Source organism: Sphaerisporangium sp. NPDC051011, from assembly GCF_040653595.1.
In the GTDB taxonomy this organism is placed as follows: Bacteria; Actinomycetota; Actinomycetes; order Streptosporangiales; family Streptosporangiaceae; genus Sphaerisporangium.
Map to the genome: position 1 here is coordinate 442,092 of NZ_JBFAGG010000003.1, position 12,948 is coordinate 455,039.

A 12,948-nucleotide genomic window follows, 5' to 3' on the forward strand; every position below is an offset into this window, starting at 1 on the left:
CCGAGCACCTTACGGTCGCGCGGCCCGGCCCCGGCCATCAATTCGTGGCCGGTTCGAGGGGCGCGAAAGTAAACCGGGAGCAGGGGCACGCGCGTCATTCATCGGGAACGAATGTTCGGCCGTCTTTTCCGTGCATGCCGGGCGTAGGCGACTTCACCCGGAGGGTTCTGGGCGATCACTGTCACTGGTGTCGATCAGCGTGCGCGGGACCGCCTTCTCCGTAGTTGGCACCGTGGCTGCGGGAGAAAGCTCCTGCCCCGGACGCTCCGGGCAACGGCGTCCGGCGGGACCTTGAAGTTCCACGTCCGCAACAACACCGCCAGGTGGATCTCCGTGTCGCTGACGCAGGCCGCAATGATCGTCGATCTTCCCATGAACAACACCTTGCCCGGCCGGAACCGGATCGGCCCCGGCAAGACAGGGACGTTCACGCTGACCCGTCCGAGCGTCGCGACGCCGAGCTGGGCCATTCCGGCGAAGCCCAGGGTGGGGTTCGTCCTCCCGCGGCCCCAGCCGGCGAGCCCCGGCACGCCCGCGACCGGCCGCCAGGCCCTAATCCGGTGAGACGGGGAGCTCTCGCGCGCAAACCCCTGCTTCCACCGGTCAATCTGTTCGGGCAGCGCGGCCCTTACCTCTGAAGTGAGTGTTTGAGAAGGGTGGATAACGGTCCGAGCACCTCGCCGTCGCGCTGGGATGGTGAAGGACGATCATGACGAGGTGCTACGTGAGCGCCGCTATCCCTCTGACCTGACCGACGCCCAGTGGGCGTTGATCGAACCGCTGCTGCCGGCCGCGAGCACCGGTGGCCGGCACCATGCTGCTCCTCGCGGTAGCTGCCGCCCTGCTCGACGTCGGGCAGTAGTGTCATCACCCGCCTGTGATGCCGTGGTCCGCTGCATCACAGGCGGGTGATGACGAAGAGTCTTTTGGCCGTGCTTTCATTCAGTCGCCTGGCTGGTTCTTCGAGCTGTTCCTGTACGCTCTGCCGCGACCGTATGAGCTTGTGGTCGGCTCAGATTGTTTGATATCCGACCGATATCGGCCATGAGTTGCTGCTGCATTGGGCATTTGATTTAACGGAATTAGCAACCCAAGGGCCGTAAACCGTGGTGTAGCTACCGCTACTATTCTGGCAGAAGAGCAGGACCCGTGTCTGAGTCACTCCGGTACCGCTGCACATCGCCCAGCCGGTGCCGCCGCTAGTGCCAATCTGCGCGCTAGTGCTGCAGGTCGCTGCCTGGGCGGGAGCGGTCGGTGACATTAGAGTTGTCGCGGCGGCGATCGCGGCCACCGCGGCCGCCGAAACGCCGAAATTCTTGATACGGCCCATTAACCATCTCCTTCGGTGCCGATGTTTACTTCTTGATGGTAGTCACAGCTTTGGTGGATATCCATAGGGGATGGTATGCAATTCGAGTGAGCGGTTTACGGGCTGGCCGCGGGGCCGCAGATTGAAGTCCGGAATAGGGAAACAGTCTGTCGGTGAGTGTTTGAGAAGATCAATTTGACTTGTCGCCTGCTGGCGGGCGGCAGTGGCGCCACGGGTGATCCGGCGGGCCATGCCGCTGATCGCGGTCCAGTGGATCATGGCCTCGGCCGCGGCCGGATGCCGCTCGTAGTCATGGGCAAGGCGGCGATGGGCCATCAGCCAAGCCAGTGAGCGTTCCACCACCCAGCGGCGCGGGATGACGGCGAACCCCACCTGGCGGGGCGCCTTGCGCACAATGTGCAGCACCGTGCGCACGATCCGCCGGCTCCACTCCACCAGGGCACCGGCGAACCCCGCGTCGGCGAACACGAACCGGACCGGGCAGGCCAGGTACATGCTGAGCAGAGTGGACTTGGCCTCGTCGCGGATACGTATAAGTCAACACATTCATCCATAATAGTAAGGATTTCCGGCCGTTCTGAATCGTCGGCCGGGATGGTAGGTTGAACCCGGCCGCTTCTCGGGGATTTTCGCTGAACAGCCGTCCAGGCGGTTCACGGCGACGGCCGGACGGAACGCGGGCACGCGAAATCCCGCGTGCCTTTCCATGGCCTTTCCGTGATCGTCCTGGCGCGTACCGAGATCGGAGTTCTCGTGCCCGCTGGAAGAATCTTCATGACCCCCACCGTGGTCCGCGACCTGGTGACCGAGCAGACCTACAGCATCCCGCCGGTCCAGGCCGTGCACGCGGTGGGCACCCTGGTCGACTACACCCTCAACGGCCTGGCGGTCGGCAGGATCCGGAAGACGCTGCGCGGAACCGTCGACGGCGACAGCGCCATCCCCCAGGGCGCCGCCGTGAGGATCCCGCTGCGGAGCGACCTGCGCGGGGTCTACCCCGACAACACCCAGGTCGCGTTCTCCGGCACCATCGAACGGGTCTCGTCCCTGGACGCCCTGACGTGGAACCTCGGGACCATGGCCCGCCGGGTGGACGTGACCGACGCCGCCGGTACCGTTCCACAGCCTCCGAACGGGCTCGGCGTCTCCATCGAGCAGGACGCGCAGGACAAGAGCGATTTCCCCAAGAACCAGGCCTACTATCACCTGAAAGGCGGCACAGCCTGGACGACACGGGTGCAGACCTGCGCCGCGCTCGCGATGTGGAGCAGGACCGCCCGCATCTCCTACCTGTCGCACGCGGACGCCGGCACCAGCCCGGTGACCGTCTCGGAGCACGTCGCCGAGTACCTGGCACAGGCCGTGAAGGGCGGCGCCGACCTGAGCGTCCCCGGCGAGCTCACCGCCGTCATCCTGCTCGCCCACGCCACTCTCGGTGAGGACAACGGCTCCCTTCAGGTCCTGTCGCTGTCCCTGAACCACCTGCCCACCGCGCAGGCCGCGATCGTCTACCGCAACGCCCGGTGCCACATCATCGGCCCGAGGGACTACGTGGCGGTCCAGGCCGGCGGCCCGCCTCGGGTGCTGCTCCTCCCGGACGTCCGCGCCGGGTACCTGCTGACGCGGTACACCGCGACCCCGACCCCCGCGATGCGCGACCTCCTCGTCCAGGCCGTCCCGACTCCCGCGCCCGGCACGTGGCTGGTGGACAGGAACGCGGTCTTCGAGGCCGCCCAGGCCGCCAAGGCCCAGGACCACGAGACGCTGCTGCCGGTCTTCGCGCGGCTCCTGGGCTACGAGGACGCCGCCGAGGCACGGCGGAAGCTCTGGTCGCTCTGACCGGAGCGCCGCCGGCGAGGGCGGCGCGGCGGCCTCCGAGCCCGCCGGTCAGTGGTGGCGGGGCTCTTCGTCCAGGTAGTCCTGGTACCACGGGCGGCGGCGCGGAGCGTGGTCGTAGTACGGCTCGCGACCGTAGCCGGGGTGGTACGGGGCGCGGTCGTCGTACGGGTCCCAGCGGTACCAGCGGGGGGTGTCGTGGGTGTGGTGCCAGCGGGGGCGGGGGCCGCGGCCGCGGCGGCCTTCGCCGTCCTCGGGGTACGGGGCGCCGTCGTCGAAGAACTCGCCGCGGCCGTCATCGCGGCCGTCTTCGCGGCGTTTGCGCGGGTCGGCGGCGGCCATGTCCTCGGGTTTCAGGCCGGGGGTGGTGCCGCCGCCGAAGCGGCTGGTGTTCGGCGGCGTGAACGAGGTGGCGGGGACGTCGCGCAGGGCCTCGTCCATGGACCGCACCCAGATCGGGCCGGGGAGCGTCGCCCCCTGGATGCCGCCGTAGGAGCGGCCGCCGATCTCCACGCCGCTCAGCGGATGCTTGTAGGCGCCGCGGATGTCGCCGAGGCTGACGGCGGCGGCGAGGTCGGGGGTGTACCCGGCGAACCAGGCCGAGGTGTACCCGTTGTTCGTCCCCGTCTTGCCCGCCGCCGGCCGGCCGATGCTCTGGCCCTTCATCGTGCCCCGGGTGAAGACGCCGGACAGGATGTGGTTGACCGCGTCGGCGACCTCCTCCTCGAGGGCGGGCGAGCAGCTCGGCGCGACGGACGTACGCCGGCCGCGCCGCTCGGTGATCTCCAGGATCGCCATCGGCCGGCAGTAGCGCCCGCGCGCGCCGAAGGTGGCGAACGCGTTCGCGACCGTCACCGGGTCCATCTCGTTCACCCCGAGGGTGAAGGTGGGCACCTCCTTGAGCGGCTTGCCGTCCGCGCGGACGATGCCGAGCGACCGCGCGGTGCGCACCACGTCACAGAGGCCGACCTCGCGTTCCAGCATCATGTAGAAGATGTTGACCGACTGCCAGGTGCCGGTGGCGAGGCTGTGCGGGCCGCCGCGGCCCTCGCCGCCGGCGTTGTGGATGACGGTCCCCGGCGCGTTCACCCGCTTGCCCGAGCAGTCCCGGTACCCCGAGGACGGGACGAAGCTGCCGGGCGTGTCGAAGCCCTGGTCGAACCGCCAGCCCTTGGCCAGCGCGGTGGCCAGCGTGAACACCTTGAACGTCGACCCGGCCTGGAACCCCTGGCCGCCGCCGTGCGCGGTGTCGGCGGGCAGGTTGAAGGTCGTCTTGGGGCCGTCGTCCCGGTCGCCGGGGTTGACGCCGTACTTCTTGCTCGCGGCCAGCGCGCGGATCCGGCCGGTCCCGGGCTCCACCATGGCCTCGGCGGCGACCTCGTGGTCCTTGGGGTACACATGGGCGGCGATGGCGCGTTCGGCGGCCCGCTGCGCCGTGCGGTCCAGCGTCGTCTTGATGACCAGCCCGTCGCGGTACAGCCGCCGCTCGCGCTCGGCGCGGGTCTGGCCGAAGGCCGGGTTGGCGATGACGTCCCGCTGCACGTACAGGCAGAAGTACGGGTAGTCGCTCTCGGAGCACCCGCCGGGCTCGGGCCGCATGTTGAGCGCGAGGGCCTCCGCCTTGGCGGCCTCGGCCTGGGCGCGCGGCACCATCCCGAGCTGGGTCATCCGGTCCAGGACGAGCCCGCGCCGCTCCAGCAGCGCCTCCTGGTGCTCGGGCCCGAGCGTGGGGTCGGTGCGGTACGGCGTGCGCACGGCCCCCGCCAGGGTCGCGGCCTGCGCGAGCGTCAGCGCCGACGCCGAGGTGCCGAAGAACCGCTGCGCCGCGGCCTCCACGCCGAACGCGCCGCCGCCGAAGTAGGCGATGTTGAGGTAGCGCAGCAGGATCTGGTCCTTGGTGTACTTGCGCTCCAGCCCCATGGCGTACCGCAGCTCCTGGAGCTTCCTGCGGATGCTCGGCGCGCGGGCGAGGTCGCGCTCGCCCTCCGAGCGGGCGTTCTGCAGCAGGATGTTCTTGACGAGCTGCTGGGTCAGCGACGACCCGCCCTGGCGGATGCTGCCCGCGCGGGCGTTGGCGATCAGCGCGCGGATCGTGCCCTTCATGTCCAGGCCGGCGTGCTCGTAGAACCGCGCGTCCTCGATGGCGATGATCGCCTTGAGCATCATCGGCGCGATCCTGCCGAGGTCCACCGACTGCCGGTTCTGCACGTAGAACTGGGCGAACTGCTTGCCGTCCTTGTCCAGCAGGCGGGTGCGCTCGGGCAGCGGGATCTCGCGCAGTATCGCCGGGACCTCGAAGAAGTCGTGCGCGGTGTCCCGCGTGAGGATGCCCGCGCCGCCGACGGCGGGGAGCGCGATCGCGGCGACGAGCAGCCCGCCGACCACGCCCGCGAGGCCCAGCGTGGCGACGGCGACGGGCACCGCCGACTCGCGCCGGCGGTGCCGTACGGGCTCGCCGTCACGTGCGCGGCTGCCGTCGGATCCCGAGCTCACGGGATAGAAGTACGACCGAGGGAACGCCCGTAAACGCCCTCCGCGGAAAGCTTTACGCTTCCCGGTTGATCTTCAGCCCAAGTGAGGTGAACTGGTCGAAAACGCGATGATAACCGCGCTCGATGTGGTTGACACCGCGCAGCGTCGAGGTCCCCTCGGCCACCGCGGCGGCGAGCACCGCCGAGAACCCGGCCCGGATGTCGGGCAGGGTGACGTCGGCGCCGCGCAGCTTGGACACGCCCCGCACCACCGCCGAGTGCTTGGCGTTGGTGTCGTGGTAGCGGCACGCGGGCCCGCCCAGGCACACGTCGAACGTCTCGATCTCGCAGCCCATCTTCTGCAGCGCCGGCACGTACACCAGCCGGTTCTCGAAGACGGTCTCGTGCAGCACCGACATGCCCTCTGCCTGCGTGAACAGCACCATCAGCGGGGTCTGCCAGTCGGTCATGAACCCGGGGTGGGTGTCGGTCTGGACGGCGGCGGCGCGCAGGCCGTTCGGGGCCGAGGCGGTCAGCCACTCGTCGGTGATGTCGAACTGCGCGCCCATGCGGGCCAGGGTGGTGATGGCGGTCACCAGCCGGTCCTGCGGGCAGCCGTGCACGCGCACCTCGCCGCCGGTGATGAGACCGGCCACCAGGTACGAGAACGCCTCGATGCGGTCGCCCGCCAGCCAGGTCGAGGCGCCGCGCAGCCGCTCGACGCCCTCGATGACGATGCGCCGGTCCGGGCTGAGCTCGATGCGCGCGCCCATGCGCTGCAGGAACAGCGCCAGTTCGACGACCTCGGGCTCGGTCGCGGCCCCCTTGATCACGGTCTTGCCCTCGGCGAGCACCGCCGACAGCAGGATCGTCTCGGTCGCGCCCACACTGGGGTAGGGCAGTTCGATGCGGGTGCCGCGCAGCCGGGTGGCCTTGGCGAAGATGCCCGTGTCGCGTACGTCGACCTCCGCGCCGAGCGCGCGCAGCGCCTCGACGTGGAAGTTCACCGGACGCCGCCCGATGGGGTCGCCGCCGACCAGCGGGACGTACGCCTCGCCCGCGAGGTGCAGCAGCGGGCCGAGCATCAGGATCGGGATGCGGTTCAGCCCCGTGAAGGCCTCGGGCACCCGGGGGCGGATCTCGGGGCCGCGCTCCAGGGTGATCTCACGCTGGGTGATGTCGACCTCGATGCCGAGGGCGGACAGCATCGCGGCCGTGATGCCGACCTCGCCCACCTCGGGGGCGTTGTGCAGGGTGCTCGGGCCGCTGCCCAGCATGGCCGCGACCATGTGCTTGGACACCGCGTTCTTCGAGCCCCGTACTTCGACGTCCCCCCGCAGAGGTCCGCTCGGTTCGATCAGCCATACCTCTTCGCTCACGGGGGACAGCCTAACCATGCGGGCCCGCGTGGCCGAAGGTGCGGGGGCGGCCCGCGTGGGTAACATATGCGGATCCGCACGGTGGAGCGGGGGCGCGTGACAGGACGAGGTGATCGGGTGCGGCAAGTGCGCGATTTGCGCGATTTCGGGCTGACCGTCGTCGTCCTCGCCCTGATGGGCATCGCCGCCGGGTTCGCCTGGTCGGCCCTGTCGCCGCGCACGCCGTACGTGATCACCAAGACGGGGCCGGCGCTCACCGACCCGACCACCCAGTCGCTGATCGCCGCCGACGGCTGGTTCGCCGTCGTCACGGCGTCGGCCGGGCTGGCCTGCGGCGTCGTCGCCTACCTGGTGTCGCGCGAGGGGCGCCCGGTGGCCCTGCTCGCGGGGCTGGCGGTGGGCGGCCTGCTCGCCGGGTTCCTTACGCTCAGCGTCGGCATGTCGCTCGGCGGCCCGACGATCCGCGCGGCGTCGGCGGGCGCGGCGGCCGTCGGCTCGACCGTGGACGTCCTCACCGTCACCGCCTCCGGCGTGCTGCTGAGCTGGCCCCTGGTGGCCGTCGCAGTCTTCGGCATCATGGAGTCCGTGGACGGCTACCGCGACTCGCCCCTCCGCAAGCCCTACGCCGGCGAGCAGCGCGACGCGGGGACCTAGCGGTCCGGGGCGTCAGTCCCGCTTGACCGGGCCCGCTTGACCGGGCGGAACGAGGAGTCGACGAGGCCGATCCTGTGGGCGACCACCGCGGCCTGCACGCGGTTGCGCACGCCGAGCTTGTCCATGGCCGTGGAGACGTGGGTCTTCACCGTGGTCACGCCCACGTGCAGGCGGTCGGCGATCTCGGCGTTCGACAGTCCCGTGCCCACCAGGGCGAGCACCTCCCGCTCCCGCTCGGTGAGTGCCGCCTGGACGGGCGAGACGACCGGCTTGGCGGCCTCGGCGGCGAGGGCGCGCTCGACGACGCGCCGCAGTACGGACGGCGCCAGCAGCGGCTCGCCCGCGGAGGCCTTGCGCACGGCGTCCACCATGCGCTCGGGGTCGTCGTCCTTGACCAGGAAGCCGAGCGCCCCGGCGCGCAGCGCGGCGTAGACGTTCTCGTCCTCGGCGAAGGTGGTCAGCACGACGATCCGCGCGGAGGGCCAGGCCGCGAGGATCCTGCGGATCGCCTCCAGCCCGTCGACCTTGGGCATGCGCAGGTCCATGAGCAGCACGTCAGGGCGGTGCCGCTCGGCGAGTTCCACGGCCTGGGCGCCGTCGCAGGCCTCGGCGCAGACCTCCATGTCGCCCGCGGCCTGCAGGAGCATCCGGACCCCGGCCCTGACCAACGCCTGGTCGTCGGCGACGACGACTCTGATCATGCTTCCCCCTCGTGGTGCGGGGCGAGGCGCCCCCCTTCCCGCGGTTCCTGGGAGCGGCCCTCGGGCAGCGGCAGGGTGGCCGCCAGCCGCCAGCCGCCCGAATCGTCCGGTCCCGAGAACAGGTCGCCGCCCAGTGCCCGGGCCCGTTCCCGCATGCCCGCCACACCCCTCCCCGACGAGGGCAGCGCGGTCACGGCGTCGTCCGCGTGGCCGTCCGGGCCGGGCGCGCTGAGCACCTCCACCCGCAGCGCGCCGCCGGACACCGACAGGCCGACGCTGGCCGAGGCGCCGGGCCCGGCGTGCTTGAGGACGTTGGTGAGGCCCTCCTGGACGATACGGGCGGCCGAGGCACGGGCCACCAGCGGTGTGCGCTCGACGCCGGAGTCCATCCGCAGCTCCACCGACAGGCCCGCGGCGTTCATCCGCTCCACCGCGTCCATCACGACGTCGGCCACGACGTCACCGGGCTCGGCGACCGGCAGGTGGCCGAGCGTCCCGGGGTCGCGCAGCACGTCGAGCAGGCCGCGCAGGTCCTGCAGAGCCTGGTGCCCGGTGGCGCGGATGTCGGAGAACGCCTCGCCGACCGGGCCGGACGCCCCGGCGTACCGGGCGGCGCTCGCCCGCAGCACCATCGCGCCGACGTGGTGGGCGACGATGTCGTGCACGTCCCGGGCGATGCGCTCGCGCTCGGCGAGCCGGTCGGCGCGCAAGCGCGCCTCGGACAGCCGCCGTGCCTCCTCGGCCATGGCCGCGCGCATCTGGGCCGCCGACCGGCGCGCGGCTGCGTAGCGGCCGATCGCGATCGGCGCGGCCACCATCACCAGCAGCGCCGCCACGCGAGAGACCGTGACCTCGGGCCAGCTCCGGTTGACGACGCTGAGCGCCGTGACGCCCGTGGTGAGCGCGTACGCCGCGGCCGTCCAGGGCCAGGACGCGCCCATCGCGAACACCCCGAGCGTCACCAGCGGCATGACCTGCATGGAGTCGGCCGCCGGGGGCGTCAGCACGTCCATCAGCACCAGCAGCGCCGCCTGGAGCGCCAGCGCCGGCCCGGGCAGGCGGCGCACCAGGCCCGCGGTGGCGCCGCCCGCGACCACCAGCCACCCCGCCGCCCCCGTCCCCGGTTCCTGGAGCCAGGACGAGGCGTCGAACAGCATGAACGTCACGCCGCAGCCGGCGAGCAGCAGGTCGAGCAGGATCCTTCTCGCGGCGCCGTCCCTGGGCAGGTCAGGGCGCAGGGCGAGCCCGGCCAGCATCGGGAAACCCGTGAGCAGGACCGGGACGATCGGCCACACGCCGCGCGCCGTGCCGGCCTGCTCGGCCAGGTTGACCGCCGTCGCCGCCAGGCCGGCGGCGCCGACGGGGACCCACAGCCGCCACGGCCCCCGGTGGGCCAGCACCGCGAGCGTGATCAGCAGCAGCACCTGGGGGGCGTTCGCCGGGTAGGGCACGAGGTAGGCGGTGACCGCCAGCAGGACGCTGAGCACGACGCCGACCAGGGCGATCAGCGCCGCGCCCCCGCGCCTGATCATCCCGATGGACGCGCCCGCGACGACGGCCATCGCGAGCACCGCGGCGTAGGAGGCGCCGTCCGTCGACATCCTGGCCGAGGAGACCGCCACCGCGACCACGCACCCCGCCAGGGCGATGCCGAGGTCCGCCGCCGTGTCCTTGTGCACGGGACAACGATAGGGAAGTCCGGGCCCTGCCACTCACCAGGTCACAGGGCGATCCATCGGACGAGGCGGTGACGTGGGAGTGCAGGACGTCCCCGGCCGGGGCCGTCGGGAACCCGACCGACGCGCCCACCAGCCGCCGCCCAAGATGAGCGGCGGGTTCGGCCGTCCGGCCGAACGGCGGAGGCGGCGGGTGCCGGCTGCGCGGGGGAGGGGGACGCGGTCCGCGAGAGGGAGGGGACGCGGGCCGTGCGTCGGTCAGGGCCGTGGGCGGCGGGCCGTGTAGACGAGGGCGGGCGGCAGGTTCGGCCAGATGGTGCGGCTCGCCACGACCTCATCGAACTCCGACTCCAGCAGCCGCCGGAAGCGGCGGGCGGGCGGCATCCACAGCGCGTGGACGTAGGCGAACGTGGTGAAGGCGCCGCCGGGGGCGAGCGCGGCGGACACGGCACGGATGATGGAGCGCTGGAGCGCGTCGGGGAACACCGCCCACGGCAGCCCGCTGACGACGACGTCGGCACGGTCGATGCCGCGCTCGGAGAGGAACTTCGGCAGGTCGGCCGCATCGCCGCGTACCAGATCCAGCTCGGGGAACGCACCGGCGAGCACCTGGGCCAGCGCCGGGTTCACCTCGACGGCGATCTGCGCGCCGCGGCCCGCGAGCCGCCTGGCGATCTCCCGCGTGAACGATCCCGTGCCCGGGCCCAACTCGACGACCACGGGGTCGCCGCGCTCGGGCACGGGCGCGCACACCACCTGCGCCAGCCTGCGCGAGCTGGGCGCGACGGCTCCCGTCTTGGCGGGTGAACGGAGGAATTCACGCAGGAAAACGGACTTGTGAGCGGGCATGCCACGACGCTATGGACGCCACGGGCGGGCGCGGCTCCTCCGAACGGCCGCGGATCCGGCCACCTGGAGGAGCGGCTCACCCGCCGTACGGCGGCGCCGATTTCCGGTGGAGCAGGGCGCGTTCGCCTGCCTCGACGCGGATGGGCAGGTCGTTGCCGGGAGGCGAGAGGGGGCAGCTGAAGACGGCCGGGTTCAGGTGGTGGTGGGAGAGCGTCGCCTGGTTGAAGTCGACCGGCACGGTGCTGCCGGGCTCCAGCAGGGGCAGCATGAGCCAGCGGCCGATCTCGGGCGTCTCGTTGCCGTTGGTCTCGTCCGTGAACACCACCAGGCGCTGGCCGGGCATGGTCTGGATGACGGCCAGCACGTATTCGGTGCCGTCGATCGTCACGACCAGGTCGACCGGGGCCAGGATGGCCTCGGTGCTGCGCGGGGTGGTCAGCCGCCCCACCTCGATGCGGCGGCCCTCGGGAGCCGCCCGGTAGGTGCCTTCGAACACCCACGAGGGGTCGTAGGGGAAGGTGTCGATCCCGCTGAGGCCGGAGCGTTCGACGGCATGGCGGTCCATGACCACCACGCCGTAGGAGCCGTCGGCGCTACCGGCGAAGCCGAAGCGGTCGTTGGGAAATCCCAGAGCGCCGTCCGAGGGCACTTCGGCCGTTCCGTCGACCGTTGTTCCGTTGATGGTCAAGCCGTCCTCGGCCGCGGCCGTCACGGTCAGGGCGCCGACTTCGTTGAGGCTCCACTCACCGGGCACGCCAGGGAGTGTGTGCGTGTCGCGGTCGCTGATCCTGCGAACGGCGACGACCTTGGCCTTGCCGTTCGCTCCGGTGAGTTCTTCCCACCGGCCCTCGCGCCACGCCTCGTACTCGGCGGGCACCGAGTCATGGCCTGCCGTGGCCTGCAGGCCGAAGGGCAGACATGCGGTCATCAGAGTGCTCCTTTTCTCTCCGCCGCGAACGCCCCCAGTTGGAGGGCCCAATTGGAGGGCCCAGTTGGAGGGTCCGCGGCGGTGTCTGCGCGGAAGGGGCCGCGCGGGATCACTACTTAACCTACAAGACATGTCTGAAATACAGGAAAAGGTTGCGTAGAAGGCAAGACACTGGGCGTCGGCGTTGCCCGGCGGGCAATCTGCGTGAGTTGAGGGTCAGATGCGGCGTGCGGCCCAGACGGTGCGTTCGGTGCGTACCCGGAGGTCGTCGCGGCGCAGGATGCTGTGGGGGCTGTCCGTGTCGAGCAGCCGGTCGAGCGCGGCGAGGTCTTCGGCCGAGAGCGCTTCGGCGGCGACGCCGCGGATGCGCCGAAAGGCGCCCAGGGCGTACTGGCCGATGGTTTCGCTGTGGGAACCGTCGATGTTCACGGTGATGGTGCGCTCGCCGTCGAGGGTGAACCCGGCGGCGGTGAGCATCGGTCCCCAGTCGGCGCCGCGGTGGGGCACGTGTTCGGCGTGGAAGTGGGCGGTCGCGGCGTGGCAGCGGTCTTCCAGGCCGGGCCGGTCTTCGGGGGCGTCTTCTGGCAGGAAGCGGGGGAACCCGGCCAGCTCGACGACGGCGAACAGGCCACCGGACCGGAGCATGTCGTGGACGTTGCGCAGGGCGTGGTGGGGGTCGGCCATGTGGTGCATCGAGGCCGAGGCCCAGACCAGGTCCGGCGTGCCGAGGTCGGGCCAGCCGGCGGCGTCGAGGTCGGCCTGCACGGTACGCACACGGTCGTCCACACCCTGGGCGCACGCCTTCTCCCGCAGGCGCTGAAGGTGTCCGGGCGAGGCGTCGACGGCGATGACGTGAGCCTCGGGGAAACGGTTCAGGAGGGCGAAGGTGCCCGCTCCCGTGCCGCAGCCCAGGTCGACGATCTGGAGCGGGCTGGTTTTCAGGGGCAGCCATGCGGTGATGGCGGCGATGTGCTCGGCGAGGACTTCCGCGTCCAGGTCGAGGATTTCCGCCTGGCCGGCGTCGTCCTGCCGGTGGTGGCCGTGCTGCGCGCCGTGGTGGGGGGTGTGCGGATGTGCGTGGGTCATGCCTTCACCGTAAGGCGGGTTTGCCTACTCGGCACGAC

At 71.4% G+C, this 12,948-nt stretch carries 11 protein-coding genes; 3 read left to right on the forward strand and 8 right to left on the reverse strand.

Translation table 11 applies throughout. The features are described from left to right. Positions 1-333: 333 nt before the first annotated feature. Entirely contained in the window at positions 334-564 is a 231-nt protein-coding gene (locus tag AB0H21_RS09250; protein WP_358513776.1) for a hypothetical protein, read from the forward strand. Positions 565-1,372: 808 nt separating this feature from the next. Here the strand turns inward: AB0H21_RS09250 and AB0H21_RS09255 are convergent. After that, positions 1,373-1,825 (reverse strand): transposase, encoded by a 453-nt coding sequence (locus AB0H21_RS09255; protein ID WP_358513778.1) that lies wholly within the window; start codon positions 1,823-1,825, stop codon positions 1,373-1,375. Between the two features lie 279 nt (positions 1,826-2,104). Here AB0H21_RS09255 and AB0H21_RS09260 point away from each other — a divergent pair, with 279 nt between their 5' ends. Further along, positions 2,105-3,169: a hypothetical protein gene (locus AB0H21_RS09260; RefSeq protein ID WP_358513779.1), complete on the forward strand. Its 1,065-nt coding sequence runs from the start codon at positions 2,105-2,107 to the stop codon at positions 3,167-3,169. Positions 3,170-3,217: 48 nt separating this feature from the next. Here the strand turns inward: AB0H21_RS09260 and AB0H21_RS09265 are convergent, their stop codons facing one another. Next, positions 3,218-5,659, reverse strand: coding sequence for a transglycosylase domain-containing protein (locus AB0H21_RS09265; RefSeq protein ID WP_358513781.1), 2,442 nt, complete (start codon positions 5,657-5,659; stop codon positions 3,218-3,220). A gap of 52 nt (positions 5,660-5,711) precedes the next feature. Next, the gene (murA, locus tag AB0H21_RS09270; protein WP_358513783.1) at positions 5,712-7,016 is read right to left on the reverse strand and encodes a UDP-N-acetylglucosamine 1-carboxyvinyltransferase; all 1,305 of its coding nucleotides are present in this window, start codon (positions 7,014-7,016) and stop codon (positions 5,712-5,714) included. 126 nt (positions 7,017-7,142) lie between these two features. On the opposite strand from murA, the gene AB0H21_RS09275 reads away from it, so the two are divergent. Then, a complete protein-coding gene (locus AB0H21_RS09275) occupies positions 7,143-7,670 on the forward strand; it encodes a hypothetical protein (protein ID WP_358513785.1) in 528 nt (175 codons plus the stop codon). Here AB0H21_RS09275 and AB0H21_RS09280 read toward each other — a convergent pair. The 5 genes from AB0H21_RS09280 to AB0H21_RS09300 form a co-directional block, all read right to left on the reverse strand. Beyond that, a complete protein-coding gene (locus tag AB0H21_RS09280) occupies positions 7,667-8,371 on the reverse strand; it encodes a response regulator transcription factor (RefSeq protein ID WP_358513787.1) in 705 nt (234 codons plus the stop codon). The genes AB0H21_RS09275 and AB0H21_RS09280 overlap by 4 nt on opposite strands. Further along, positions 8,368-10,050, reverse strand: a complete 1,683-nt coding sequence (locus AB0H21_RS09285; RefSeq protein ID WP_358513789.1) for a histidine kinase — start codon at positions 10,048-10,050, stop codon at positions 8,368-8,370. The genes AB0H21_RS09280 and AB0H21_RS09285 overlap by 4 nt, the downstream gene beginning before the upstream one ends. Positions 10,051-10,305: 255 nt before the next feature. Next, positions 10,306-10,896, reverse strand: coding sequence for a methyltransferase domain-containing protein (locus tag AB0H21_RS09290; RefSeq protein ID WP_358513791.1), 591 nt, complete (start codon positions 10,894-10,896; stop codon positions 10,306-10,308). 76 nt (positions 10,897-10,972) lie between these two features. Beyond that, positions 10,973-11,824 carry a DUF1684 domain-containing protein gene (locus tag AB0H21_RS09295; RefSeq protein ID WP_358513793.1) on the reverse strand — a complete coding sequence of 284 codons (852 nt, stop codon included), beginning with the start codon at positions 11,822-11,824 and terminating at the stop codon, positions 10,973-10,975. A gap of 216 nt (positions 11,825-12,040) precedes the next feature. Further along, on the reverse strand, positions 12,041-12,910 hold the full coding sequence (locus AB0H21_RS09300) for a class I SAM-dependent methyltransferase (RefSeq protein ID WP_358513795.1): 870 nt from the start codon (positions 12,908-12,910) through the stop codon (positions 12,041-12,043). Between the last annotated feature and the right edge of the window lie 38 nt (positions 12,911-12,948).